The 26725-nt window shown below is 71.7% G+C and carries 21 protein-coding genes; 13 read left to right on the top strand and 8 right to left on the bottom strand.

The window, feature by feature from the left end:
* The first annotated feature begins 415 nt into the window (after positions 1–415).
* Positions 416–2272, top strand: coding sequence for a ribonuclease Y (rny, locus tag F9C41_RS15265; RefSeq protein ID WP_155387418.1), 1857 nt, complete (start codon positions 416–418; stop codon positions 2270–2272).
* Between the two features lie 131 nt (positions 2273–2403).
* On the opposite strand, the gene F9C41_RS15260 is transcribed toward rny, so the two are convergent.
* From F9C41_RS15260 to F9C41_RS15245, 4 genes are all read right to left on the bottom strand, one after another.
* Positions 2404–3315, bottom strand: coding sequence for an amino acid ABC transporter permease (locus F9C41_RS15260; RefSeq protein ID WP_155387417.1), 912 nt, complete (start codon positions 3313–3315; stop codon positions 2404–2406).
* A gap of 37 nt (positions 3316–3352) precedes the next feature.
* Positions 3353–4027: an amino acid ABC transporter permease gene (locus F9C41_RS15255; protein WP_155387416.1), complete on the bottom strand. Its 675-nt coding sequence runs from the start codon at positions 4025–4027 to the stop codon at positions 3353–3355.
* Between the two features lie 71 nt (positions 4028–4098).
* Positions 4099–4959: a glutamate ABC transporter substrate-binding protein gene (locus tag F9C41_RS15250; RefSeq protein ID WP_155387415.1), complete on the bottom strand. Its 861-nt coding sequence runs from the start codon at positions 4957–4959 to the stop codon at positions 4099–4101.
* Positions 4960–5043: 84 nt separating this feature from the next.
* Complete coding sequence (locus tag F9C41_RS15245; protein ID WP_155387414.1) at positions 5044–5787, bottom strand: amino acid ABC transporter ATP-binding protein; 744 nt, start codon at positions 5785–5787, stop codon at positions 5044–5046.
* Positions 5788–5933: 146 nt separating this feature from the next.
* Here F9C41_RS15245 and miaB point away from each other — a divergent pair, with 146 nt between their 5' ends.
* The 7 genes from miaB (at position 5934) to F9C41_RS15210 (ending at position 14882) form a co-directional block, all read left to right on the top strand.
* Positions 5934–7463: a tRNA (N6-isopentenyl adenosine(37)-C2)-methylthiotransferase MiaB gene (miaB, locus tag F9C41_RS15240; protein WP_155387413.1), complete on the top strand. Its 1530-nt coding sequence runs from the start codon at positions 5934–5936 to the stop codon at positions 7461–7463.
* A 323-nt stretch (positions 7464–7786) separates the two neighbouring features.
* Complete coding sequence (locus F9C41_RS15235) at positions 7787–8920, top strand: inositol-3-phosphate synthase (protein ID WP_155387412.1); 1134 nt, start codon at positions 7787–7789, stop codon at positions 8918–8920.
* A 161-nt stretch (positions 8921–9081) separates the two neighbouring features.
* The gene (locus F9C41_RS15230; RefSeq protein WP_155387536.1) at positions 9082–9936 is read left to right on the top strand and encodes an SCO3242 family prenyltransferase; all 855 of its coding nucleotides are present in this window, start codon (positions 9082–9084) and stop codon (positions 9934–9936) included.
* Entirely contained in the window at positions 9933–11441 is a 1509-nt protein-coding gene (locus tag F9C41_RS42015; protein ID WP_155387411.1) for an EboA domain-containing protein, read from the top strand. The genes F9C41_RS15230 and F9C41_RS42015 overlap by 4 nt, the downstream gene beginning before the upstream one ends.
* Positions 11441–12289: a TatD family hydrolase gene (locus F9C41_RS15220; protein ID WP_155387410.1), complete on the top strand. Its 849-nt coding sequence runs from the start codon at positions 11441–11443 to the stop codon at positions 12287–12289. Before F9C41_RS42015 ends, F9C41_RS15220 begins: the two co-directional genes overlap by 1 nt.
* Positions 12289–13506 carry a metabolite traffic protein EboE gene (gene eboE / locus F9C41_RS15215; protein ID WP_155387409.1) on the top strand — a complete coding sequence of 406 codons (1218 nt, stop codon included), beginning with the start codon at positions 12289–12291 and terminating at the stop codon, positions 13504–13506. The genes F9C41_RS15220 and eboE overlap by 1 nt, the downstream gene beginning before the upstream one ends.
* Positions 13503–14882 (top strand): alkaline phosphatase family protein, encoded by a 1380-nt coding sequence (locus tag F9C41_RS15210; protein ID WP_155387535.1) that lies wholly within the window; start codon positions 13503–13505, stop codon positions 14880–14882. The genes eboE and F9C41_RS15210 overlap by 4 nt, the downstream gene beginning before the upstream one ends.
* Before the next feature lie 240 nt (positions 14883–15122).
* Here F9C41_RS15210 and F9C41_RS15205 read toward each other — a convergent pair whose 3' ends face one another.
* Positions 15123–16832 carry a cellulase family glycosylhydrolase gene (locus tag F9C41_RS15205; RefSeq protein ID WP_155387408.1) on the bottom strand — a complete coding sequence of 570 codons (1710 nt, stop codon included), beginning with the start codon at positions 16830–16832 and terminating at the stop codon, positions 15123–15125.
* 142 nt (positions 16833–16974) lie between these two features.
* The gene (locus F9C41_RS15200; protein ID WP_155387407.1) at positions 16975–18183 is read right to left on the bottom strand and encodes a DUF349 domain-containing protein; all 1209 of its coding nucleotides are present in this window, start codon (positions 18181–18183) and stop codon (positions 16975–16977) included.
* A gap of 234 nt (positions 18184–18417) precedes the next feature.
* Between F9C41_RS15200 and miaA the strand changes: the two genes are divergently transcribed.
* Both miaA and dapF read left to right on the top strand, forming a co-directional pair.
* Positions 18418–19347 carry a tRNA (adenosine(37)-N6)-dimethylallyltransferase MiaA gene (gene miaA, locus F9C41_RS15195; RefSeq protein ID WP_230689614.1) on the top strand — a complete coding sequence of 310 codons (930 nt, stop codon included), beginning with the start codon at positions 18418–18420 and terminating at the stop codon, positions 19345–19347.
* A complete protein-coding gene (dapF, locus tag F9C41_RS15190) occupies positions 19344–20144 on the top strand; it encodes a diaminopimelate epimerase (protein ID WP_155387405.1) in 801 nt (266 codons plus the stop codon). Before miaA ends, dapF begins: the two co-directional genes overlap by 4 nt.
* Before the next feature lie 107 nt (positions 20145–20251).
* Here dapF and F9C41_RS15185 read toward each other — a convergent pair whose 3' ends face one another.
* Complete coding sequence (locus F9C41_RS15185) at positions 20252–21694, bottom strand: NAD-dependent malic enzyme (RefSeq protein ID WP_155387404.1); 1443 nt, start codon at positions 21692–21694, stop codon at positions 20252–20254.
* Between the two features lie 186 nt (positions 21695–21880).
* On the opposite strand from F9C41_RS15185, the gene hflX reads away from it, so the two are divergent.
* Positions 21881–23317: a GTPase HflX gene (gene hflX / locus F9C41_RS15180; RefSeq protein ID WP_155387403.1), complete on the top strand. Its 1437-nt coding sequence runs from the start codon at positions 21881–21883 to the stop codon at positions 23315–23317.
* Positions 23318–23389: 72 nt separating this feature from the next.
* Complete coding sequence (locus tag F9C41_RS15175) at positions 23390–24958, top strand: hypothetical protein (RefSeq protein ID WP_196279775.1); 1569 nt, start codon at positions 23390–23392, stop codon at positions 24956–24958.
* A 54-nt stretch (positions 24959–25012) separates the two neighbouring features.
* On the opposite strand, the gene lexA is transcribed toward F9C41_RS15175, so the two are convergent.
* A complete protein-coding gene (gene lexA, locus F9C41_RS15170) occupies positions 25013–25753 on the bottom strand; it encodes a transcriptional repressor LexA (RefSeq protein WP_155387401.1) in 741 nt (246 codons plus the stop codon).
* Positions 25754–26155: 402 nt separating this feature from the next.
* Between lexA and nrdR the strand changes: the two genes are divergently transcribed.
* Complete coding sequence (gene nrdR / locus F9C41_RS15165; RefSeq protein WP_196279774.1) at positions 26156–26686, top strand: transcriptional regulator NrdR; 531 nt, start codon at positions 26156–26158, stop codon at positions 26684–26686.
* Positions 26687–26725 lie beyond the last annotated feature (39 nt).

Here is a 26725-nt window from a genome sequence, read left to right as displayed (position 1 = left end):
TGACAACCGGACACAATGGGCGATGCGTCCGTCTTGGTGTCCGATCATGAGTTCTTGACCGGACCGCCATCGGCAACCTAGCCTCGCAGGAGAGGTATCACCAACCAGTTCGTGTTAAACCACACAACATAGAACGCGTAACAGTACGACAACAGTTTTGCCTGGTGAGGACACGCGCAGCCGCCGTACCCCTGCGGCTGCATACATGTAGTCGCAGCTCAGGGCCGTTGTAGCGGTTCGAGGGCTATGGCGCGTCGGTCGCGCCCGCCGAACCGGCGGGTGTCGCCGGGCCGTGCCGTGCGCGTCGCGTGGCGGGTCCGCACATCTGGTCGGGTTGCCTCCGCGCCGTCACCACCGTGTCGGCGGACCGGAACGTCAGGAGGCGGGCCATGACCGAGTACGACGGGCGAGTGGCATGACCACGATGGAAGGGCTGCTGCTGGCGGCGATCGTCCTCCTCGCGCTGATGGTGGCGGGGATGCTGGCGGTCGGCGTGCGCCTGGTGCGCCGGCTGGCTGCCCCCACCGCCCCGACCGGTCAGCCGCTGAGCGTGGTCGTGGACGACCCGGAGGCCGTGGCCGAGCGCGAGCGCCAGCGGCAGACCCTGGTCGAGCTGCAGAACTCCGTCTCCGACGCGCAGACCGCACTGGAGACCGAGCGCCGGTCCGTGGCCGCCGCCCGCGCCGAGGCCACCGCCGTACGTGCCGAGAACGCCGCCGCGAAGGCCGAGGTGACCACGTCGCGCGCCGAGGCGCAGCGGGTGCTGGACGCGGCCCACGCCGAGGCCGACACCGTGCTGCAGCGGGCGCACCGCCAGGCCGAGGAGGACGCCGAGCAGGTCCGGTCGACCGCGCGGCGCACCGGCGAGCGCGAGATCGCGATGCTCACCTCCACCGCCAAGGACCAGGCCGCCGAGGCCGAGCGGCGGCTGCAGCGCCTCGACGAGCGGGAGCGGTTGCACGCGGCCGAGGCCGAGCGGCTGGCCGAGCGGGAGCGCCAGAACGTGGAGGAGGCCGAGCGCCTCGCCGAGCGCGACCGCCGCATCGCCGCCGCCGAGACTGAGCTGGCCAAGTGGGAGCTGGGCCTGCAGGGCAAGGAGCAGGAGCTGGCCCAGGCGCAGGAGCAGCGGCGCAAGGAGCTGGAGCGGGTCGCCGGGCTGACCGCCGACGCGGCCAAGAGCGAGCTGGTGGAGACGATCGAGAACCAGGCCAAGCGCGAGGCCGCGCTGCTGGTGCGCGACATCGAGGCCGACGCCAGGTCCACCGGCGAGTCCCGGGCCCGCCACATCGTGGTCGACGCGATCCAGCGGGTGGCCAGCGAGCAGACCGCCGAGAGCGTGGTCAGCGTGCTGCACCTGCCCAGCGACGAGATGAAGGGCCGGATCATCGGCCGGGAGGGCCGCAACATCCGGGCCTTCGAGACCGTCACCGGGGTCAACCTGATCATCGACGACACCCCCGAGGCGGTGCTGCTGTCCTGCTTCGACCCGGTGCGCCGGGAGGTCGGCCGGCTCACCCTGGAGAAGTTGGTCCTCGACGGGCGGATCCATCCGCACCGCATCGAGGAGGTGTACGACGTCGCCCGGTTCGAGGTCGAGCGGATGTGCCAGCGCGCTGCGGAGGACGCACTGGTCGAGGTCGGCATCACCGACATCCACCCGGAGCTGGTGACCCTGCTGGGGCGGCTGCGCTACCGGACGTCGTACGGGCAGAACGTGCTCAAGCACCTGGTCGAGACGGCGCACATCGCCGGGATCATGGCCTCGGAGCTGAAGCTGGACCCCGAGCTGATCAAGCGGTCGGCGTTCCTGCACGACATCGGCAAGGCGCTCACCCACGAGGTGGAGGGCTCGCACGCGCTGATCGGCGCGGACGTGGCCCGGCGCTTCGGGGAGAGCGACGAGGTGGTGCACGCGATCGAGGCGCACCACAACGAGGTGCAGCCGCAGACCGTCGAGGCCGTGCTCACCCAGGCGTCGGATGCCTGCTCGGGCGGGCGGCCGGGGGCGCGGCGCGAGTCGCTGGAGGCGTACGTCAAGCGGCTGGAGCGCATCGAGGAGATCGCCGGGGCCAAGAGCGGCGTGGACAAGGTGTTCGCGATGCAGGCCGGCCGGGAGATCCGGGTCATGGTCCGCCCCGAGGAGGTCGACGAGATCGGCGCGGCCGTGCTGGCCCGCGACGTGGCCAAGCAGATCGAGGAAGAACTGACCTACCCCGGCCAGATCCGCATCACCGTGGTCCGCGAGTCGCGTACCACCGAGATCGCCCGCTGACCGCCCCCGCCGCCGGGCCACCCGGCGGCTCCGGGTTGCTCAACGCGAAGATCGCTGTCTCGCGTCAGAACCTCAGGTCAGACCTCAGGTTTCGACGCGAGACAGCGATCTTCGCGTTGGGGAGGGGCCGGTCAGGCTCCGAGGGCTCCGCCGCCCAGGCCGCTGGCAGCCGTCGTGGCGGCGGTGGCCTTGGTCGCGGTGTTCGTGACGCCGAGGCGGTTGGCGCGGCGCTCCAGCAGGTGGGCGATGAGGGTCAGCGTCGCGTTGATCACGATGTAGATCAGCGCCAGCACCATGAACGTCGGCACCGGGTTGGCGAATACCGCGGAGCTCTTGCTGCTGCCCTCGAGCATCAGCTCGGGGTAGGAGATGATGAAGCCGAGCGCGGTGTCCTTGAGCACGACGACGAGCTGGCTGACGATCACCGGCAGCATGCTGCGGGCCGCCTGTGGGATCAGGATCATGCGCATGACCTGGCCCTTGGTCAGGCCGAGGCTGTACGCCGCCTCCGACTGCCCCTTGGGCACGGCCCGGATGCCGGCCCGGAATGCCTCGGCCAGCACCGACCCGTTGTAGAGGGTCAGGCCGATGACGACCGACCAGAACGGCGGGATCAGCGTGCCGAAGACCCAGAAGCCGCCGTACGACAAGAAGAAGATCATCAGCAGCACGGGCACGGCGCGGAAGAACTCCACCACCACGCCCGCAGGCACCCGGATCCAGCGGTGCTCCGACAGCCGCGCGACGCTGAACACCAGGCCGAAAGCGAGGGCCAGCAGCATCGCGATGGCCGCGGCCTGCAGCGTGGCGAGCAGGCCGGGCAGGGCGTAGTCGGTCCAGAAGTTGGCGGTCTGGCCGTTGACGGTGACCGTCTCGAAGAACGGCTGCCACTTCTGCCAGGTCCACTGCTCGGTGCTGTCGAACGCGCGGTAGATGCCGTACAGCCCGGCGAGCAGCAGCAGGCCGAACACCACGCTGAGCACGCGGTTGCGCGTCCGGGCGCGCGGGCCGGGGTGGTCGTAGAGCACGCTCGCGCTCATCACGCCTCCTGGGAAACGTCGTGGCGGGACGGGGTGCGGCTCATCGGCGCACCACCAGGCGGTTGGCCAGGGCGCTGAAGCCGTAGCCGACCGGCACCAGCAGGGCTACGAAGGTCAGCGCGAACACCGCGAAGATCGCGATGGTCTGGTCGCCGTTGCTCTCGATGAGCCCCTTCATCGCGCTGGACGCCTCGGCGACGCCGATGACCCCGGCGATGGTGACGTTCTTGGTGAGCGCGATCAGAACGCTGCCCAGCGGCGCGACCACCGAGCGCATGGCCTGCGGCAGGATGATCAGGCGCAGGTTCTGGCTGAACGACAGGCCGAGCGCGCGGGCGGCCTCGGCCTGGCCGACGGGCACGGTGTTGATGCCGGAGCGGATCGCCTCGCAGACGAACGCGGCCGTGTACGCCGACAGGCCGGTCACCGCCAGCCAGTAGTTGTTGACGTGGAGGTCCTCGGAGAACTCCACGCCGACCGCGCTGTAGAGGCCGAAGAAGCAGAACAGGATGATCAGCGTCAGCGGGGTGTTGCGGAACAGGTGCACCCAGCCCGCGCCCAGCGCGCGCAGCACCGGCACCGGCGACACCCGGCAGGCCGCCAGCAGCATGCCGAGCACGAGCGCCAGCAGCGCCGACGCGCCGGTCAGCTTCAGGACCATCAGGAAGCCGTCGAGGTACGCCTGCCGGTTCGCCGGATCGAGGAAGACGTCCATCCCGCTCCTCCAGAAAGATCGGACTTATGAAACGGGTGGGACGGGCGTGTGCCCGTCCCACCCGGGAAAAATCACGCGGGGCAGTTGGTCAGCTTGGAGACGTCCAGGGTCGGCGCCGGGGTGCCGCTCTTGCCGAGCGTGGCGTCCCAGGCCGCCTTGTACGAGCCGTCGGTGACCGACGCCTTCAGGATGTCGTTGATCTTGGTGCAGCCGGCCTTGTCCTCGAGCTTGAGGCCGATGCCGTAGGGCTCGCTGGAGAACGGCTTGCCGACCAGCTTGAACTTGCCCGCGTACTGCGACTGCGCCGCGTAGCCCGCGAGGATGATGTCGTCGGTGGTCACCGCGTCGACGGTGCCGGTGTTCAGCGCCTCGATGCACTTGGAGTAGGCGTCGAACTCCTGCAGCTGCACCTTCGGGTACTTCTCCTTGATCCGCTTGGCCGGCGTCGAGCCCGTCACCGAGCAGACCTTCTTGCCGTCCAGGCCCTCGGGGCCGGTGATCGTGGAGGCCGTCGGGACCAGCAGGTCCTGGCCGGCGGTGAAGTACGGACCGGCGAAGTTGACCTTCTTCTTGCGGTCGTCGTTGATGGTGTACGTCGCCACGACGATGTCCACCTGGCCCGTCTGGATGAAGGGCTCACGGTTGGCCGACACGGTGGTCACGTAGGTGTTCTTGGCGGCGTCGCCACCCAGGCCCTTCGCGATGATCTTCGCGATCTCGATGTCGAAGCCCTCGTACGCGCTGCCGGCCTGCAGGCCGAGGCCCGGCTGGTCGGCCTTGACGCCGAACTTGAGCTGGCCGGCCTTCGCCTTCGCGACCAGCGGGCTCTCGCCGGACGGGGTGCTCGGCGTGTCGCTGTCGCTGCCGCAGGCGGCGGCCCCGAGCGCGAGCACGGCGACGGCCGCGATGGCGGCAAGACGCTTGATGCGCATTGGTGTCCCTCCCTATGAGCCCGCGCGCCGCGTGCGCGACGTCAGGCGTTCCATGCCGCCGCCTGGTGAGGCGGCGGAGTCTGTTCAGTGCTGCAGGACCTTGGACAGGAAGTCGCGCGCCCGCTCGCTCTTCGGGTTGCCGAAGAACTCGGCGGGCGGCGCCTGCTCGACCAGCTGCCCGTCCGCCATGAAGGCGACCCGGTCGGCGGCGGCCCGGGCGAAGCCCATCTCGTGGGTCACCACGATCATGGTCATGCCCTCCTTGGCCAGCGAGGTCATGACCTCCAGCACCTCGCCGACCATCTCCGGGTCCAGCGCGCTGGTGGGCTCGTCGAACAGCATCGCCTTGGGCTGCATGGCCAGCGCGCGGGCGATCGCGGCCCGCTGCTGCTGACCGCCGGACAGCTGCACCGGCAGCTTGTCGGCCTGGCTGGCGATGCCGACCCGGTCGAGCAGCGCCAGGGCGCGCTCGCGGGCGACCGCCTTGCTCTCGCCGCGCACCTTCAGCGGCCCGAGCATGACGTTGTCGAGGATGCTCATGTGGGCGAAGAGGTTGAACGACTGGAAGACCATGCCGACCTCGCTGCGCAGCTTCGCCAGCGCGCGGCCCTCGGCCGGCAGTTCCTTGCCGTCGAAGCGGATGGAGCCCGAGTTGATCGTCTCCAGCCGGTTGACGGCACGGCACAGCGTCGACTTGCCCGAGCCGGACGGGCCGATCACCACGACCACCTCACCGCGGTCCACCGTGAGGCTCACATCGCGGAGCACGTGCAGGTCTCCGAACCACTTGTTCACCGCGTCCAGCACAATGAGCGGTTCGTGGGACATGCCACCGTCCTTTCGGGGTGCGTACATCGTCGTCCCACCGACCTTAGGGCCGCCGGGGTGACGGCAACGGCGCTGGATGGTCACAGCCGGGTAACTTCCCCGGATTCCCTGCCCGTGCCCGCGACCGGATACCCTGGTCGATTGAGATGACCAGTCAGCCTGAAACCCAGAGCGCGCCCGCCCGCACCTACGAGGTGCGTACGTACGGGTGCCAGATGAACGTGCACGACTCCGAGCGCATCTCGGGCCTGCTCGACGGTGCCGGATACGTGCGGCTGGACCCGGCCGCCGAACCCGGCCGCACGCCGGACGTCGTCGTGTTCAACACCTGTGCGGTGCGCGAGAACGCCGACAACCGCCTCTACGGCAACCTCGGCCACCTGCGCCCGGTCAAGGACAAGCACCCGGGCATGCAGATCGCCGTCGGCGGCTGCCTCGCGCAGAAGGACCAGGGCGAGATCGTCAAGAAGGCGCCCTGGGTCGACGTCGTGTTCGGCACCCACAACATCGGCTCGCTGCCGGTGCTGCTGGAGCGGGCCCGCCACAACGAGCAGGCACAGGTCGAGCTGCTGGAGTCGCTGGAGGTGTTCCCGTCGACGCTGCCGACCCGGCGCGAGTCGACGTACTCCGGCTGGGTGTCGATCTCGGTCGGCTGCAACAACACCTGCACCTTCTGTATCGTGCCCAGCCTGCGCGGGAAGGAGAAGGACCGCCGCCCCGGCGACGTGCTCGCCGAGGTCGAGGCGCTGGTCGCCGAGGGCGTGCTCGAGGTGACCCTGCTCGGCCAGAACGTGAACACGTACGGCGTCGAGTTCGGCGACCGGCTCGCCTTCGGCAAGCTGCTGCGGGCCACCGGGCAGCTACGGGACAAGGGCCTGGAGCGGGTGCGTTTCACCAGCCCGCACCCGGCCGCGTTCACCGACGACGTGATCGAGGCGATGGCCGAGACGGACAACGTCTGCCACTCGCTGCACATGCCGCTGCAGTCGGGGTCCGACGCGGTGCTCAAGGCGATGAAGCGCTCGTACCGGTCCGACCGGTACCTGTCGATCATCGAGAAGGTGCGTGCGGCGATGCCGGACGCGGCGATCACCACCGACATCATCGTGGGCTTCCCAGGGGAGACCGAGGAGGACTTCCAGGAGACCCTGCGGGTCGTGCGGGAGTCGCGGTTCTCCAGCGCGTTCACGTTCCAGTACTCGATCCGGCCCGGCACGCCCGCGGCGACCATGGACAACCAGGTGCCCAAGGCGGTGGTGCAGGAGCGCTACGAACGGCTCGTGGCCACCCTGGAGGAGATCACCTGGGCGGAGAACAAGAAGCTGGTCGGGCGCGAGGTCGAGGTGCTGGTCGCGGTCGGCGAGGGCCGTAAGGACCAGGCCACCGGGCGTATGTCGGGCCGCGCCCGCGACGGCCGGCTGGTGCACTTCGCGGTGGCCCCGGAGCAGGTTCCGCTGGTGCGGCCCGGCGACATCGTGCACACCACGGTCGACTACGCCGCCCCGCACCACCTGAACTGTGACGGCCCCCTGGTCTCGCACCGGCGCACCCGCGCCGGCGACGCCTATGAGGCGGGCCGCGTGGCCCGCACCGCCGGCGTCATGCTCGGCCTGCCCACCATCGGCAAGCCCCCCACCCAGCCCACCCCGGCCGCCTCCGCCTGCGCCGCAAGCTGAAACCGCCCGCCGCCTCCGTCGCTGCGGCCGGCTCTCCGTGCGAACACGGCTAGCTCGGTCCGCGCGGCCGGCCCGTGGTCCGACTGCAGATCTTGACACGAAACGGCGATCTCCGCCCACAACCGGAGCGCCGGAGCGCAGACGCACGTTAAGAAGGGCACCTTGTACATCGCTTTGCGATGGGAAGGTGCCCTTCTTTCGTGAGACACGCGGGGGTGAGCTGCGACGATGTTTCGCGAAACGCCCGTAAGTCCGAATCCGGGTAGTCTCGGCGAAATCAAGTAATCTGTCTTGGTTTCTCCTCCATCTCCCCGGGAGACCGCATGCGAACAGGTGTTTGGCTGGTCGGCGGGCGGGGGTCGGTCGCCGTCACGAGCATGGTCGGAGCCGTCGCGCTGCGCGCGGGGCTCGCCGAGCCCACCGGCTGTGTCACGGAACTGCCGCAACTGCGCGGCCCGCAGCTGCCGAGCCTGGCCGACCTGGTGTTCGGCGGGCACGACGTGATCGCCACCCCGATCCTCAAGAAGGCGGACGCACTCGCGGCCGCGGGCGTGCTGCCCGGCCGCCTGGTGACCGCCCTGCAGTCGGAACTCGCCGAGCTCGACGCCGAGGTGCGCCCCGCGCCACGTGGGGCGACCCAGGCGGAGACCGCCGCGCTCATCGCCGCCGACGTCGACGACTTCCGCCGGCGCCACGAACTCGGCCGGGTGGTGGTCGTCAACGTGTCGTCCACGGAGCCCGCCGCCGAGCCGCACGAGGCGCATGCCGCCCTCGACGTGCTGCGGGAGGCCCTGCGGGGGCCGGTGCCGGTGCTGCCGCCCAGCTCGCTGTACGCGTACGCGGCGTTCACCGCCGGGTGCTCGTTCGTCGACTTCACCCCGTCCACCGGAGCCCGGCTGCCGGCGCTGTCGCAGCTGGCGTACGAGCGCGGCGTGCCGTACGCCGGGCACGACGGCAAGACGGGGGAGACCCTGGTCAAGTCGGTGCTCGCGCCCATGTTCGCGATGCGGGCGCTCGACGTGCGCAGCTGGTCGGGCGCCAACCTGCTCGGCGGCGGTGACGGGGCCAACCTGTCGCAGCCCGCGCCGAACGCCGCCAAGGCGGCCAGCAAGCAGCGGGTGCTGGCCGAGACGCTGGGCTACACGCCGCAGGGTGAGACCCGCATCGAGTACGTCGAGGACCTGGGCGAGTTCAAGACCGCCTGGGACCTGATCACCTTCCGCGGGTTCCTCGGCACCGCGATGCGGATGGAGTTCAGCTGGCACGGCTGCGACTCGGCGCTGGCCGCCCCGCTGGTGCTGGACCTCGTCCGGCTCACCGCCGCCGCGCACCGCGCCGGGCGCAGCGGCCCGCTGTCGGAGCTGGCGTTCTTCTTCAAGGACCCGCTCGGCGACGTCGAGCACGGGCTGACCGCCCAGTTCGACGCGCTGGTCCGGATGGTCGAGGGAATGGCGTGACCGCGCTGACCGAGGCGCAGCGCGCCGCGGCGCTGCCCGCCGCCCGCGCCCTGCGCGCCGCCCAGGGCCGCCGCGTCACCGCCCGGCGGGTTGTCCCGCGCCAGGCGGACACCGGGCGGCTCCCCGTGGTCGCGGGACATGGCCGCCGCCCGTGGCCGGCTGTGCTGGGTGACCTCGCGGAGCTGGTGCGTGCTCCTGCGGCGCTGTCGGTGCCCGGGGACGTGATCGCGGGGGCGGCCGCCGCGGGAACGCTGAACCGGCGCACGCCGGGGCTCGCGGCGGCGTCGGTGTGCCTGTACTGGGCGGGCATGGCGGCCAACGACTGGGCCGACCGGGAGCTCGACGCCGTCGAGCGGCCGGAGCGGCCGATCCCCAGCGGGCGGGTGTCGCCCCGGACCGCGCTCGGCCTGGCCGCCGGGCTCACCGCCGCCGGGGTGGGCCTGGCCGCGTGGGCGGGCGGCCGCCGCGGCCTGGCCACGGCGGTGCCGCTGGCCGCCACGGTGTGGGCGTACGACGTGAAGGCCAAGAACACCGCGGCCGGTCCCGCCGTGATGGCCGCCTGCCGGGGCCTGGACGTGCTGCTCGGCGCGTCGACCGGACGGGCCGCGAAGGCGGTGCCCGCGGCGCTGACCGTCGCCGCGCACACGTACACCGTCACGGCGCTGTCGCGACGCGAGGTGTCCGGCGCGGACGCGAAGCTTCCGGTGGCCACGCTGGCCGGCACGGTCGCCGTCGCCGCGACGGCGGCCGGGGCAACCCGCGCCAAGGGCTGGCGGGCCGTGCTGCCCGTGGCGCTGGCGGGCTGGTATCTCACCCACTACGGCCGGACGCAGGCCCGTGCCGCCGCGCAGCCTGACGCGGCCCGGGTCCGCGCCGCCGTCGGCTCGGGCATCACCTGCCTGCCCACGTTGCAGGGCACACTGGCCGCCCGCACCGGGGCCGGGCTCACCGGGCTCGCCCTCGCCGCTCTCGCGCCGCTGGCCCGGTGCCTGGTCCGGAGGATCTCGGCCACATGAACCTGCGCTTCGGGTACGGCACCAACGGCTTCGCCAACCACCGCCTCAGTGACGCGCTGGCCGTGCTCGCCGACCTCGGCTACGACGGCGTCGCGCTCACCCTCGACCACCACCACCTCGACCCGTACGCCCCGGGCCTGGCCCGCCGGGTCTCCGGCCTGGCCACCCGGCTGATGGAACTGGGCCTGTCCGTGGTGGTCGAGACGGGCGCGCGCTACCTGCTCGACCCGCGCCGCAAGCACGCGCCCACGCTGCTGCACGACGAGCGCGAGGTGCGGCTGGACTTCCTGCTGCGCGCCGTGTCGATCGCGTCCGACCTGGGCGCGGAGGCCGTGTCGTGCTGGTCGGGGGTGCGCCCGCCGGCGGTCGACGCGCAGCTGGCCTGGGACCGGCTGGTCGACGGCTGCGCCCGGCTGACCGAGGCGGCGTCCAAGGCGGGCGTGCCGGTCGGCTTCGAGCCGGAGCCGGGCATGTTCGTGCAGGACCTGTCCGGCTGGCGGACGCTGCACCGGGCGCTGGGCATGCCGCGCGCGTTCGGGCTGACCCTCGACCTCGGGCACTGCCGCTGCCTGGAGCCGGAGCCGGTCGCCGACTGCGTCGTGGCGGCCGCGCCGTGGCTGGTCAACGTGCAGATCGAGGACATGCGCCGGGGGGTGCACGAGCACCTGGAGTTCGGCGAAGGCGAGATCGACTTCCCGCCGGTGCTGCGGGCGCTGGCCGACGCCGGATACCGCGGCCTGGTCGGGGTGGAGCTGCCCCGGCACTCGCACGCGGCGCCGGACGTGGCGCGCCGCTCGCTCACCTTCCTGCGCGCCGCGGCGGGGCAGTCCGGCACCGCGACCGACCGGTCCGCCGCCGCGCCGGGCATGCGTGCCCCGGGGCAGCGCCGCCCGGCCGGGGCGGTGCCCGCGCCCGAGGTGCTGCGTGCCGCGCTGGCCGGCGTGGACGACGGCGGGTGGCTGGACGAGGCGCTGCGCCGGGTGGCCGCCGACCCGTCCGTGATCAGCCGACTGTTCCCGGCCGCGGCCCGCCGCTGCGGGCGCGCCGAGGTCCTGCCCGGCTGGACCGCAGACGAGGCGGCCCGTGCGGTGCTGCTGGCCATGCTGCCCGCCGAACGCGCGGCGGTGCAGGCCCGCGCGCTCTACCGGCACGGCGACGCGGCCGAGAAGCGGGCCGTGCTGCGCGCGCTGCCGCTGCTGCCGGTCGGCGCGAGCGCGGTGGAGCTGCTGCACGACGCGATCCGCACCAACGACACCCGGCTCGTCGCCGCGGCGCTGGGGCCGTACGCCGCGCACCTGGACGCGGCCGCCTGGCGGCAGGCGGTGGTCAAGTGCGTGTTCATGGGCATCGCGCTGTCCTGCGTGGACGACCTCGACCACCGGGCCGACAGCGAGCTCGCCGCGATGCTGGCCGGGGTCGCCGACGAGCGCCACGCCGCCGGGCGCGAGCTGCCGGCCGACGCGGCGGCGCTGCTGGCCCGCCTCAAAGCAGAGAAGGGGATCTGATGCGCATCTTCGACCCGCACGTGCACATGACCTCACGCACCACCGACGACTACGAGGCGATGGCGGCCGCCGGGGTGCGCGCCGTGGTCGAGCCGGCGTTCTGGCTCGGCCAACCGCGCACCAGCCCCGGTTCGTTCGCCGACTACTTCGACGCGCTGATCGGCTGGGAGCCGTTCCGGGCCGGGCAGTTCGGCATCCGCCACCACGCCACCATCGCGCTGAACCCGAAGGAGGCCAACGACCCGCGCTGCCGCGAGGTGCTCGAACTGGTCCCGCGTTACCTGGACAAGGACGCGGTGGTCGCGGTCGGCGAGATCGGGTACGACTCGATGACCCCGCTGGAGGACATCGCCTTCGCGGCGCAGCTCGCACTGGCGGTCGAGTTCGACCTGCCGGCGCTCGTGCACACGCCGCACCGGGACAAGGTCCGCGGCACGCAGCGCAGCCTGGACGTGGTGAAGGAGTCCGGGATCGACCCGGGCCGGGTGGTGATCGACCACCTCAACGAGGTGACCGTGGAGCTGGTCCGCGACACCGGCTGCTGGCTGGGCTTCTCGATCTACCCGGACACCAAGATGTCGCCGCCGCGCATGGTCGAGCTGCTGCGCCGCCACGGCACCGAGCGCATGCTGGTCAACTCCGCGGCCGACTGGGGCCGCTCCGACCCGCTGCTGACCCGGCGCACCGGCGAGGCGATGCTCGCGGCCGGGTTCGGCGCGGACGACGTGGACCGGGTGCTGTGGCGCAACCCGGTCGAGTTCTACGGCCAGTCCGGGCGGCTGGACCTGTCGGACGCCGACTCGCCCGCCGACTTCGCCGGGAATTCGATCAAGCGGGGTGGCGCCTGATGCGGCTGGCGCATGCCGACGGGCAGACGGTGCACCTGAGCTACTGCACCAACGTGCACCCGGCCGAGGACCTCGACGGCATCGTGGCGCAGCTCGACACGTACGGCACGGCCATCCGGCGCGAGCTGGACGCCGAGGTGCTGGGGCTGGGCCTGTGGCTGGCCGCGCCCGCGGCGTCCGCGCTGGCCGCCGAGCCGCACCTGCGCCGCCGGCTGCGGCGTGAGCTGGACTTCCGTGGGCTGGAGGTGGTCACCCTCAACGGCTTCCCGTACCAGTCGTTCCAGGCCGAGGTCGTCAAGCACGCGGTGTACCACCCGGACTGGACCACCCCGGAGCGGCTGCGCTACACCCTGGACCTGGCCGTGGTGCTGGCCGACCTGCTGCCCGACGACGCGGTGCGTGGCTCGATCTCCACGCTTCCGCTCGCCTGGCGCGAGCCTTGGGACACCGAACGCGCCGGGACCGCCGGTCGGGTGCTGGACGAGCTGGCCGACGGCCTGGCGGCCATCGCCGGTCGCACCGGGCGCACCGTGCAGGTCGGTTTCGAGCCCGAACCCGGCTGCGTGGTCGAGACCACCGAGCAGGCCGCCCGGCTGTGGTCCGGCATGGACGGCGACTGGCTGGGCGTATGCCTCGACCTCGCGCACCTGGCCTGTGCCTGGGAGGAGCCCGCCGCGGCGCTGGCCCGGCTCGCCCGGGCCGGGCTGCCGGTGATGAAGGTGCAGGTCTCCGCGGCGCTGACCGCCGACGACCCGGTCGCCGCACAGGCCGTGCTGCGCGGCTACGACGAGCCCCGCTTCCTGCACCAGACCCGCGGTTCGCGCGGCGAGGCCGCCGACGACCTCGGCGAGGCCCTGGACCGGCTGCTGCCGCGCCCGCGCCGCACCCCGCAGCCGTGGCGGGTGCACTACCACGTGCCGCTGCACGCCGAACCGGCCGCGCCACTCGGCAGCACCCTGCCCGAGCTGCGAGTGGCGCTCAAGGAGCTGTTCGGCGGGCCGACCGCGGGCTGCGACCACGTCGACGTGGAGACGTACACCTGGAACGTGCTGCCCCAGGCGCAGCGGCCGGTCACGCCCGCGCAGCTGGCCTCGGGCATCGCGGCGGAGTTGGCCTTCGCCCGCGACGAGCTGATCGCGCTCGGGATGACACCGAGCGGTCCCGCCGCACCGCTGAGCACGATGGAACTGCAGGAGGTCCGCCCGTGGACACCGTGACCCCGGTGGTCGTGCTCGACGTCGTCGGGCTGACCCCCTGCCTGCTGGAGCACATGCCCCGGCTGCGGGCCGTCGCCGACGCCGGTTTCGCCGCCCCGCTGGGCACGGTGCTGCCCGCGGTCACCTGCTCAGCCCAGTCGACCCTGCTCACCGGAGTGCTGCCGGCCCAGCACGGGATCGTCGGCAACGGCTGGTACTTCCGCGATCTCGGCGAGGTGCTGCTGTGGCGGCAGCACCACGCGCTGGTCGGCGGCGAGAAGGTGTGGCAGGCCGCGCGCAAGGCCCGCCCCGGCTACACGGTCGCCAACGTCTGCTGGTGGTACGCCATGGGCGCGGACGTCGACTGGACCGTCACGCCGCGGCCGGTGTATCGCGCCGACGGGCGCAAGGAGCCCGACTGCTACACCGACCCGCCGCAGTTGCACGACGCGCTAACCGCCGAGCTGGGCACGTTCCCGCTGTTCCAGTTCTGGGGGCCGGGGGCGGGCATCGCCTCGACGCGCTGGATCGCGGCCGCCGCCAGGCACATCATGTCCGCGCACTCCCCGGACCTCACCCTGGTCTACCTGCCGCACCTCGACTACGACCTGCAGCGCTTCGGCCCGTACGGCCCCGAGGCCGCCGTCGCCGCGCGGGAACTCGACGACGTGCTCGGCCCGCTGCTCGACGCTGCCGACGCGCGCGGGGCGACGGTGGTGGCACTGTCGGAGTACGCCATCACGCCGGTGCGCCGGCCCGTGGACGTCAACCGGGCGCTGCGCGCCGAGGGCCTGCTGCGCGTGCACACCCAGGCCGGCATGGAATACCTCGATCCGTGGACCTCGCGGGCCTTCGCCGTCGCCGACCACCAGATCGCCCACGTCTACGTGGCCGACCCGGCCGACCGGGCCGTCGTCGCCAAGATCTGCGCGAACCTGCCCGGGGTGGCCCAGGTGCTCGACGACGCGGGCAAGGCCGCCCACGGGCTCGACCACCCGCGCTCCGGCGAACTCGTGCTGGTCGCCGAACCGGACGCCTGGTTCACGTACTACTACTGGCTCGACGACGCCAAGGCCCCCGACTTCGCCCGCCTGGTCGAGATCCATCGCAAGCCCGGCTACGACCCCGCCGAGCTGTTCTTCGACCCCGCCGCCCCCGCCGCCGCCAAGCGCCGCGCCGCCGCCGCCCTGCTCCGCAAGAAGGCCGGCATGCGCTACCTGATGAACGTGGTCGGCCTCGACGCCGGAGCCCGCGCCGTCCGCGGCTCCCACGGCCGCCTGCCCGCCGACCCCGCCGACGGCCCCCTCCTGATCTGCTCCGACCCCACCGCCCGACGTGAAGCCTTCACCGCCACCGAAGTAAAACCCCTCCTCCTCCGCCTGGCCGGCCTGTCCTGAAGGAAGGGCACGTTCACATCGCCATAGGTGGAGGAAGGGCACCTTCTTAACGCGCGGGGAGGAAATCACCTGGTGGGAGGACCTCGCCGGCCCGGTGCGGCGGTCGCAGTCGGGCCGGCGAGACCTGGCGCCCATCCCGGCTGTCGCCGGTGGGATCGATGCAGGGCGCCAGGTGACCATGTGCCCCGCGCGCCCATTGTCCTAAACAGATGGACGCGCGGGGCCGGTGGTAGGTGTCGGTTAGGCGCAGGCCGCGCCGTTGAGGCGGACGTTGCTCGGGGCGGGCGAGGACGGGCCGGTCGCGGTGAAGCCGATCGTCGCTGTGGCGCCCGGGGCCAGCGACGTGTTCCAGCTCGGCGCGGCGGCCGTGAACGTGGTGCCGCTCTGGGTGACCGTCGCGTTCCAGCCGTTGGTCAGGGTGACCCCGCTCGGCACGGTCCAGGTCACCGTCCACGGGTTGACGGCGCCGGTCCCGGTGTTGGTCACCCGGACCTCGGCCTGGTAGCCGCCCTGCCACGAGTTCGTGATCACGACGACCTTCGTGCACGCCCCGGTGCCGGGGCTCGGCGGCGTGGACGGCGAGACCGACGGGGAGGGCGACGGCGGCCGCGAGGCGGAGGCCGACGGCGACGGGGGTCGCGAGGGGGATGCTGACGGCGACGGCGGCCGGGAGGGTGAGATCGACGGCGACGGGCCCGGCGTGGTCGGGTTGCCCGACGGCGGGTTCAGGTACGGCTGGAGGATGTTGTACTTCGTCTGGTTGATCGAGTACCAGTCGTCCAGCGCGATGCCGCCGGTGTCACCGGAGTTCGGGTTCCACGACCAGTACGTGAACGACAGCCCGTTCTCGCCGATGTAGCCCATCAGCTTGGTCAGCCACTGCGTGTCCAGCGGGTTGGCCAGCGTGCTCCCGAACTCGCCGACCAGGATCGGGGCGACGTTCTGCTTGGCGAGCTTGCCCCAGAAGAAGTCCCAGACCGCGGGCATGTTGTTCGGGAAGTTGGGGTCGTTGAACCACTTCTGCCGGTCGAACACCGAGATGCCGTACTCGTGCGGGGAGTAGACGAGCCGGTTGGCGACGTTCAGGCGTACCGGCTTGTCGATCGCGGCGGACAGGTTGCCGCCCCACCAGTCGCAGGCCATCGGGTCGTCGGGGATGTTGTCCCACTCGTTGGCGACGCCGCCGGACAGGCAGCTCACGCCCTCGACGAAGATCAGCCAGTTGGAGTTGGCCGCCAGGACCGCGTTGCCGATGCGCTCCGCGGCCAGCCGCCAGTCCCGGGCCTGCACGTCACAGCCCCAGCAGGCGCCGGTCGCGTTGGGCTCGGTGCCCTCGGCGTGCGGCTCGTTGAACAGGTCGGCCCCGATCACCGTCGGGTTGCCGGCGTAGCGCTGGGCCAGCATCACCCAGTCGGCGATCATGCTGGCCTCGGAGACCGACGCGGTGTACCAGAGCGGGGTCTGCCCGGCCGCGGTCGGCCGGTGCCGGTCCAGGATGACCCGCATGCCCTTGGTGCCCGCGTAGGCGACCACCTTGTCGAGGATCTGCAGCGGCGAGTTGCCGACCAGGTCGGGGTTGGTGAAGTCGTTGATGCCGGTGGCGACCGCCCCGGCCTTGAGCGCGTCGCCGGAGTACGGCACGCGCAGGGTGTTGAAGCCCAGCGACGCCATCCGGTCGAGCTGGCCCTTCCAGGTGGCGGGGGCGTTGGCCCACAGGCCGTGGAAGGTCTTGTTGTCGGTCTCCATGCCGAACCAGTTGATGCCGGTCAGGCGCACCGTGCGGCCGGTGCTGTCGACGATGTTGCGGCCGCTGGTGCGCAGGTAGCCGGTGCCGGTGTCGGCGCTGGCCGGTCCGGCGGAGAACGTGATCGCCACGAGGGCGGTGGCCGCGGCGGCGAGCGCGGCGGCCAGGGCCGCAGTGAACGCGGTCGTACGAGTCTTCCAACGCATTTCGGATTGCTCCATCCACAACGGACGTGCGTGATCGGGAAATGCGTGCCTGCCCTGGCTCCGGGTACATCGTGCACCGCCGATGGCGTACACAGCAAGGGGGCGGCCGCTCGCGCGACCGCCCCCTCGGTTCAGCTGTAGATCAGCTCGACTTCTCCGCCAGGGCCAGGAAGTTGCGCTTGCCGGCCAGGGCCTGCTCGGCCTCCTTGATGCGCTTGGCGTCGCCGGCGGCCTGCGCCCGCTCCAGCCGTGCCTCGGCCTCGGCGACCTGCTCGCGCATCTGCTTGAGCAGCGGGTTCGCCGACGGCTCGGTGCGCCGCCAGGCGGCGTCCATCGCGTCGCGGACCTTGTCCTCGACCGCGCGCATGCGGCGGTCCAGGCCCGCCACGTTCTCGCGGGGGACGCGGCCGGTGTCGTGCCACTGGCCCTGGATCTCGCGCAGCAGGTTCTGCGCGGCCTTCGGGTCGGCGTCCACGTCGAGGGCCTCGGCCTGGGTCAGCAGCTCCTGGCGGCGGGTCAGCGCGGCCTTCTGCTCGTTGTCGCGGGCCGAGAAGACCTCGCTGCGGCGCGTGAAGAACGCGTCCTGCGCGGCGCGGAACCGGTCCCACAGCTTCTGCTCGGCCTCCTTGGAGGCACGCGGTGCGGCCTTCCAGTCGGCCATGAGCTCCTTGAGCCGGGCCGCGGTGGCCGCCCAGTCGGTCGAGTCGGCCAGCGTCTCGGCCTCGGCGACGAGGTCGTCCTTGGCGGTCTGGGCCTGCTTGCGGGCGGCGTCGAGGGTGGCGAAGTGGCCGCCGCGACGGCGGGTGAAGCTGTCGCGGGCGACCGAGAACCGCTTCCACAGGTCACCGTCGGTCTTCTTGTCGACCCCGCGAATGGTCTTCCACTCGTCGAGGATCTCCTTGAACCGGTCGCCGGTCGCCTTCCAGCTGGTGGACTCGGCGGCGAGCTTCTCCGCCTCGTCGACCAGGGCGGTCTTGCGGGCCACGGCCTCGACCCGGGCGGCGTCGCGGGCGGCCTTGGCCTCGCCCGCCTTCTCCTCGGCCAGGGTGGTCAGGCGGTCCAGCCGGGCGGCCAGGCCGTCGATGTCGCCGACGACGTGTGCCTCGTCCAGGCCGGCACGCAGCCGCTTGACGGTGGTCAGGGTCTGCGAGGCGTCCGCGGCCCCGGACTTGAGGCGGGTCTCGATCAGGTCGACCTCGGTGACGAGATCCTCGTACCGGCGGACGAAGTGCGCCAGCCCCTCTTCAGGGGTGCCGGCCTGCCATGATCCGACGGCGCGCTCGCCCGCGGCCGACTTCACCCAGACCGTGCCGTCCGCGTCCACCCGGCCATACGATGCCCAGTCGCTCATGATGTGCCCATCCTCGTTCTTCCCGACCGAACCTCGCCATCACGTGCGAGGTCGCCGCCACAGCGCAGTTGACCCGTTGTACCGGGGAGAGTAGTTCGTCTCTCCTTCAGCATTGTCACAGGTCCGGCTGGACGCGCGGCGCGCGCCCAGGACAAGGTGACCTTACGGGGTCCGCGCCGACACCGCACCTGCTCCGCCCCGCAGTGCAGGGCACGATCCGATTACGGTTGTCCCGTGCGGGTGAACGAGACAGGTGCGAAAACGGACGCAACGGTGATCGCGGTAGTCGGTCCCACCGCCGCGGGAAAGTCGGCGCTGTCCCTCGCCCTGGCCCACACCCTAGGCGGTGAGGTCGTCAATTGCGACTCCATGCAGTTCTACCGCGGCATGGACATCGGCACCGCCAAGCTCACCGTCGCCGAGCGCGAGGGCGTGCCGCACCACCTGCTCGACATCTGGCCGGTCACCGAGCCCGCCAGCGTCGCGGAGTACCAGCGCCTGGCCCGCGCGGCGATCGACGACATCCAGCGCCGTGGCCGGGTGGCACTGCTGGTCGGCGGGTCCGGGCTCTACCAGCGGGCGGTGCTGGAGGACTTCTCCTTCCCGGGCACGGACCCCGACGTGCGCGCCCGGCTGGAGGCGGAACTGGCCGAGGTGGGCCCCGGCCCGCTGCACGAGCGGCTGCGCGCGGCCGACCCGGTCGCGGCCGACAAGATCCTGCCCAGCAACGGCCGCCGGATCGTACGGGCGCTGGAGGTGATCGAGCTCACCGGGCAGCCGTTCACCGCCTCGCTGCCCGACCCGGTGCCGGTGTACCCGGTGCGCCAGCTCGCGGTGGACCGCGCGGACCTGGACGTGCGGGTCGAGCAGCGGGTGGGCAAGATGTGGGCCGACGGGCTGGTCGACGAGGTGCGGGGCCTGCTGCCGCACGGACTGGCGGGCAGCCTGACAGCGTCGCGGGCGCTCGGCTACCAGCAGGTCCTGGCGTACCTTGACGGTAGGTGCACCGAGCAGCAGGCCCACGACGACACCGTCACCGGGACACGGCGCTTCGTCCGGCGCCAGCGCTCGTGGCTGCGCCGCGACCCCTCGGTACGCTGGCTCGACGGCGCGGCCCCCGACCTGGTGGCCCAGGCGCTGCGGATGGTGAGGGAGACGCCGTGAAGTTCACCAAGGGGCACGGCACCGGCAACGACTTCGTGATCATCGAGGACCTCGAAGGGACCGTCGAGCTGACGCCCGCCCTCGTCGCGGCCCTGTGCGACCGGCGCTTCGGCATCGGCGGCGACGGCGTGCTGCGGGTACAGCCCTCGACCGATCCGGCCGCGCGCTACTTCATGGACTACTGGAACTCCGACGGCTCGCTGTCGGAGATGTGCGGCAACGGTGTCCGCGTCTTCGCCCGCTACCTGCACACCACCGGGCTGGCGGGCGACGAGATCCCGCTGTCCACCCGGGGCGGCCTGCGCACCGCGTACGTCGAGGGCGACCTGGTCCGGGTCGACATGGCCCCGCCCGCGCTGCTCGGCACGTCCACCGCGGTCATCGACGGGGTGAGCTACCCCGGGCTGGCGATCTCCATGGGCAACCCGCACCTGGTCTGCGACGTGCCCGCCGACGTGGCCGCGGCCGTCGACCTGTCCCGCGCCCCGCAGACCGACCCGGCGCTGTTCCCGGCCGGGGTCAACGTGGAGTTCTCGGTCAAGCTCGCCGAGGACCACCGGCGCATGCGGGTTTACGAGCGCGGCTCCGGCGAGACCATGTCCTGCGGCACCGGCGCGACCGCCGTCGGCGTGGCCGCCCTGCACACCAGTGGCCGCGACACCGGCACGGTGACCGTCGACGTGCCCGGCGGCCGCCTGGAGGTCACCCGCGACGCCCGCACCTCCTGGCTGGCCGGCCCCGCCGTGCTCACCTTCACCGGCGAACTCGACCCCACCGCCCTCGCCCCCCGCCCCTGACGCGCCGCGCCGCCGACCCGACCGCCCCACCTGCCGCAACTCTTAAGACGCGCGGCCTCCGATCGTCTCGGAGGCCGCGCGTCTTTAAGAGTTGCGGATGTAGGCGGTCACGCCTCCGGGATGGGGGCGGGGTCGGAGTCGAGGACCGACGACGTGGTCGACTGCTGGGCGACGGCGCGGACGGCCGCGGCGACCGCGGGGGCGACGCGGACGTCGAAGACGCTGGGCACGATGACGCTCGGGTTGAGCTTCTCCTCGCCGACGACGTCGGCGATCGCCATGGCGGCGGCCAGCGCCATCTCCTCGGTGAACTCCTTGGCCTGCGCGTCGAGCATGCCGCGGAACACACCGGGGAAGGCCAGCACATTGTTGATCTGGTTGGGCTGGTCGGAGCGGCCGGTGGCGACCACCGCGGCGTGCTTGCGGGCCTCCCGCGGGTCGACCTCAGGGTCGGGGTTGGCCAGCGCGAACACGATCGCGTTCGGGGCCATCCGGGCGATGTCGTCGCCGACCAGCAGGTTGGGCGCGCTGACCCCGATGAAGACGTCGGCGCCGACGATCGCGCCGGGCAGGTCGCCGGAGTAGTTCTCCTTGTTGGTGTTGTCGACCAGCCACTGCCAGTCCGGGCCGAGGCCGGCCATGTCGCGGTGCAGTGCGCCGCGGCGGTCGTACGCGATGACGTCGCCGACGCCCTGCCGCAGCAGCAGCTTCATGATCGCGGTCCCGGCGGCGCCCGCGCCGGAGACGACGACCTTGACGTCGGCGAGCTTCTTGCCGACCACGCGCAGCGCGTTGGTCAGCGCGGCCAGCACGCAGATCGCGGTGCCGTGCTGGTCGTCGTGGAAGACCGGGATGTCGAGCATCTCCCGCAGCCGGGCCTCGATCTCGAAGCAGCGCGGCGCGGCGATGTCCTCCAGGTTGATGCCGCCGTAGACCGGGGCGATCGCCTTGACGATCTTGATGATCTCCTCGGTGTCCTGGGTGTCCAGGCAGACCGGCCAGGCGTCGACCCCGCCGAAGCGCTTGAACAGGGCCGCCTTGCCCTCCATGACCGGCAGTGCGGCGGCCGGGCCGAGGTTGCCCAGGCCGAGCACGGCCGAGCCGTCGGTGACCACTGCGACGGTGTTGCGCTTGATGGTCAGCCGCCGGGCGTCCTCGGGGTTGTCGGCGATGGCCTGGCAGACCCGGGCCACTCCGGGGGTGTACGCCCGGGACAGCTCGTCACGGGTCTTCAGGTTGACCTTGGAGGTGACCTCGATCTTGCCGCCGAGGTGGAGCAGGAAGGTGCGGTCGGAGACCTTGCGGACCTCGACGCCCTCCATCGCCTCCAGGGTCTTGACGACCTGGTCGGCGTGAGCGCTGTCGGCGGTGTCGCAGGTCACGTCGGCGACGACGCGCAGGTGGTCGGAGTCGACCACGTCGACCGCGGTGACGATGGCGCCCGCCTCGCCGACGGCGGTGGTTAGCCGGCCGATCGCCGACGAGTCGGCGATCACCGCCACGCGTACGGTGATGGAGTATCCGGCGCTGGGCAGACGCGTAGTGGGCACGTTGTCGCCTTTCATGAGGTCAGTCGGTTTCATTTTCCCACTCCGTGGGCAAGGCTCCGCCACCGCCTGCTGAACCACCCGGTAACTCTGACAACGTTCGCCGCGCTGCATGGGGTAACACAGGTGCGCTCCGGGTACTTCCGTGCCAACCTTGAAGCCGACGGATCGAGAGACGAAGGAGCAGATTTGCCTACTTTCCCCGACACCCTGGTGGCCGAAGAGACCACCGGTGACCTTGAACTCTCGGAGCGGCATTCGCTGCGCCGGGTGGCCGGGCTCTCCACCGAGCTCGCCGACGTCACCGAGGTCGAATACCGGCAGCTGCGGCTGGAACGGGTGGTGCTGGTGGGCGTCTGGACCTCCGGCACCGTCGTGGACGCGGAGAACTCCCTCGCGGAGCTCGCCGCGCTCGCGGAGACCGCCGGCTCACAGGTGCTCGAAGGCCTGATCCAGCGGCGCAGCCAGCCTGACGCCGCGACATTCATCGGCCGCGGCAAGGTGGACGAGCTGAAGGCGGCGGTGGAGTCGACCGGCGCGGACACCGTGATCTGCGACGGCGAACTGTCCCCGAGCCAGCTGCGCAACCTGGAGCAGAAGATCAAGGTCAAGGTGGTCGACCGGACCGCGCTGATCCTGGACATCTTCGCCCAGCATGCCAAGAGCAAGGAGGGCAAGGCCCAGGTCGAGCTGGCGCAGCTGCAGTACCTGGTGCCGCGCCTGCGAGGCTGGGGCGAGGCCCTGTCGCGGCAGACCGGTGGTTCCGGTCGCGGCGGCGGCGCGGGCGGCGGCGTGGGTCTGCGCGGTCCCGGTGAGACGAAGCTGGAGACCGACCGCAGGCGTATCCGCACCCGGATCGCCAAGCTCAAGCGGGAGATCACCGCGATGGGGGTCATCCGCGACACCAAGCGGGCCGGAAGGCGTCGCAACACGGTGCCGTCGGTGGCCATCGCCGGGTACACCAACGCGGGCAAGTCCAGCCTGCTCAACCGGCTCACCGGAGCCGGAGTGCTGGTCGAGGACGCGCTGTTCGCGACCCTGGACACGGCGACCCGCCGCACCGAGGCGCGCGACGGCCGGGTGTACACCCTGTCGGACACGGTCGGTTTCGTGCGGCACCTGCCGCACCAGCTGGTCGAGGCGTTCCGCTCCACGCTGGAGGAGGTCGGCTACGCCGACCTGGTGGTGCACGTGGTCGACGGGGCCCACCCGGACCCCGAGGAGCAGGTGCGGGCGGTGCGCGAGGTGCTGGCCGAGGTCGGCGCGGACCGGCTGCCCGAGCTGCTGGTGGTCAACAAGGCCGACGCCGCGCCGCAGGAGATGCTGCTGCGGCTCAAGCGGGAGTGGCCCGACGCGGTGTTCGTGTCGGCCCGCACCGGTGAGGGCATCGAGGAGCTGCGCGAGATCATCGAGTCGCGGCTGCCGGTGCCTGCGGTGGAGGTGGTCGCCTGCGTCCCGTACGACCGGGGCGATCTGGTGGCGAAGGTCCACCGCAGGGGTGAGGTGCTGGCGTCGGGACACACCGCCGCCGGGACCCAGCTCCGGGCCCGTGTGGATCGGGAGCTGGCCGCTGAGCTGGGCGTTTATGCCATCACAGATGGTGACTGGGTTACCGACGCATCGTGACGTATTAATCGTGTTACACGTGACAGAGCCCTCTCGTGGCAAACTGTCCGGATGCGGTTTACGGGATTCCTGGTGAAGACAGGTGCGGCCTTTTTCGCGGCCGCGCTCGGAGTCGGGCTGCTCGGCGCCCCCGCGGGGGCCGCGCCCAGCCCGGCTCCGAGCGGTGCGGCCCAGAACGCCGTGCCGGGCACGAAGGTCTGCACCGTCACGGGCCCGACGGCGAACACCCCCGGCCTGACCGAACTCTCGGGCCTGGTCGCGGTGGGCACCGGCTACTACGCGATCAACGACAGCAACGACGTCAAGGCGAACATGAAGCTGTTCAAGCTCAATGCCGCCTGCAAGGTGACGAATTCGTACAAGTACAAGGGTGACGGCGCGCTCGACCCCGAGGACGTCGCGGTCGGTCCGGACGGTGCGATCTGGGTCGCCGACACCGGCGACTCGCACATCAACCAGGAGAACTTCACCGTCACCCACGAGCGCCCGCGGGTCGCGCTGTGGAAGTTCGTCAACGGGAAGCCGAGCGGCCCGTACCGGCTGTCCTACCCCGCCAAGAAGTTCGACTCCGAAGCGCTGATCATCGACAGCAAGGGCGAGCCGATCCTGGTCACCAAGGACTGGGACTTCACCGCGGCCGAGGGCAAGACCTACCTCTTCGCGCCCACCGGCCCGCTGGTCGAGGCCGGTGAGCCGACGCCGATGAAGGAGCTGGGCTCGCTCACCCTGCCGCGCACGGAGACGGCCAACCCGATGGGCGGCCTGGGCCGCCGCCAGGTGACCGGCGCCGCCAAGAACGACGACGGCACCAAGGTCGTGCTGCGCACCTACGCCGACGCGTTCGAGTGGGACATCACGGGCGACGACATCGTCGGTGCGCTGACCAAGGACAAGCCGCGGGTCACGCACCTGCCGGAGGAGCCGTTCGGCGAGGCCATCGCCTACGGGCCCGACGGCAAGTTCCTCACCGTCTCGGAGACCGAGCAGACCCGCACCGCGATCGCGGACCCGCAGAAGCCGACGCTGCTGAGCTACACCCCGTCGGTGAAGGAGTTCGTCGAGCAGGCCCCGGCGAAGGGACCCGAAAAGGCCGGCAAGGCCTGGTACCTCAGCCTCTTCAGCGACATCGACCAGCTCTACACGGCGCTGGCCGGGGTCGGCGTGGTCGGCGTGCTGCTGGTGGTGCTCGGCGTGGTCGGCGTGGTCAAGGGCCGCAAGCGCAGGGGCCGCAAGGGCGATGACGGCGAGGACGGTCCGGAGTCGGCCGACAACTCGGCCACCACGATGCTGGCGCCGGTCGGCGTCGGCGGGGGCGGCTACCAGTCCGGCTACTACGCCGAGCAGGGCGGCGGCTACGACCCGGGCCACGGTCAGCAGTACGGCGGCCAGCCGGGCGGCTACGACCCCGGCTACGGCGGCCAGCAGGTGTACGCGGGCAACGGCTACGAGGGCGGCCAGCAGGGCTACGACCCCGGCTACGGCCAGCCCGGCTACGGCCAGCAGTACGGCGGCCCCCAGCAGTACCAGGGCCAGCAGTACGGCGCCCAGGTGCCCGGTGACGGCGGCTACCAGCCCGAGCCGACCTACTACCACCCCGACGGCGGACAGCCGAACCAGCAGGGCTACCAGCAGTACCGCTGATCGCATGCGGAAAGCGGCCCGTCCCCGGTCGGGGGCGGGCCGCTGCCGTGTGGCTCAGACGCGGCGCATCACGAAGACGACCTTGCCGAGGATGACCGCGGCGTCGCCGGGGATCGGGTCGTATGCCGGGTTGCGCGGCATCAGCAGGACGTGGCCCTCGCGCAGCCGGTAGACCTTGACCGTGGCCTCGCCGTCGATCATCGCGGCGACGATGTCGCCGTTCTCGGCGTTGGGCTGCTGGCGCACCACGACCAGGTCGCCGTCGCAGATCGCGGCCTCGATCATCGAGTCGCCCTTGACCTGGAGCGAGAAGAGCGTGCCCTGCCCGACCAGCTCGCGCGGCAGCGGCAGCACCTCCTCGATCGACTCCTCGGCCAGGATCGGCCCACCGGCGGCGATGCGGCCGAGCAGTGGCACGTATACCGGGGTGGGCCGGGCCAGCAGGGCGGCAGCCTCCTCGTCGGGGTCGACCGGGGTGCGCACGTCCACCGCGCGCGGGCGCGACGGGTCGCGGCGCAGGAAGCCCTTCCGCTCCAGCTCCTTGAGCTGGTAAGCGACCGAGGACGGGGAGACCAGGCCGACGGCCTCGCCGATCTCGCGCACGGTCGGCGGGTAGCCGTGCTGCTCCACCCACTCGCGGATGACCGCGAGGATGCGCTTCTGGCGGCTGCTCAGGTCGGTTGACTGAAGGTCGGCGGGGGAGGCGCTGGTCGCGGAGACCGCGCGCACAGGCCCCGCGCCGGCAGGCGCCGCGGGCGGCCGGCCGGGCCGGGACGCTCGCTCAGTGGGGGACATGTCGGACCTCCGGTGGATAGTGACAGTGAACAGCGACTCTCACCGGACACACTAATGCGACATGATGTCAGTTTCAAACATCTGTACGACTCTGTCGACGGTGTCACGCATGTTTCACGAGTGGGTGACGGTGCGTGTTGTTGTCCGCGACACGCCACTCGCAAGGGCGTTTCAACTTGCCTACGCGTCGGTTGGGGCATAGGTTCAACCCCAACATCTTGTGGTGGCACCGAGCCGACCACCCATAGATTGGGGTAAGAGCCCGATCTGGGGGTATGGCCGTACCCCCGCATCCGCACCCACCCCCGGGCGCCCGCGACGACGCGGACGCCGGCGGTGCCGTGCCCGGAATGCGGGTCGGGACGCCGCCCGAGACGACAGAGGACGTGGGAGGTGACAGCGATGCGATGCCCGTACTGCCGGCACCCGGACTCCCGCGTGGTGGACTCCCGGGAGGCCGACGACGGCCAGCTCATCCGCCGCCGCCGGCACTGCCCCGAATGTGGCAAGCGGTTCACCACGGTCGAGGAGTCGGTGCTGGCCGTGGTCAAGCGGAGCGGGGTGACCGAGCCGTTCAGCCGCTTGAAGATCATGGGCGGCGTGCGCAAGGCCTGCCAGGGCCGCCCGGTCGACGAGGACGCCATCGCGCTGCTGGCGCAGCGGGTGGAGGAGGCGGTCCGCGCGCGGGGGGCGGCGGAGGTGCCCAGCGGGGAGGTCGGGCTGGCCATCCTCGGGCCGCTGCGCGACCTGGACGAGGTGGCCTACCTGCGCTTCGCCAGCGTGTACCAGGACTTCCAGTCCGCCGAGGACTTCATCCGGGAGATCGAGGCACTGCGTGCCGCGGTTAAAACCCGTGCGACTGGGCAAGAGCCAGCCGAACTCCCCGCGGAAGCGGCCGACGGGTCGATGCCCGCCGGTCACGTCGTGAGCTGAGTCTCGGCATCAGAACGTGCAGTTGATTGTTGTTTCAGA

This window comes from Catellatospora paridis, assembly GCF_009720365.1.
Taxonomy (GTDB): domain Bacteria; phylum Actinomycetota; class Actinomycetes; order Mycobacteriales; family Micromonosporaceae; genus Catellatospora; species Catellatospora paridis.
This window is presented reverse-complemented; position numbering and strand designations above follow the sequence as displayed.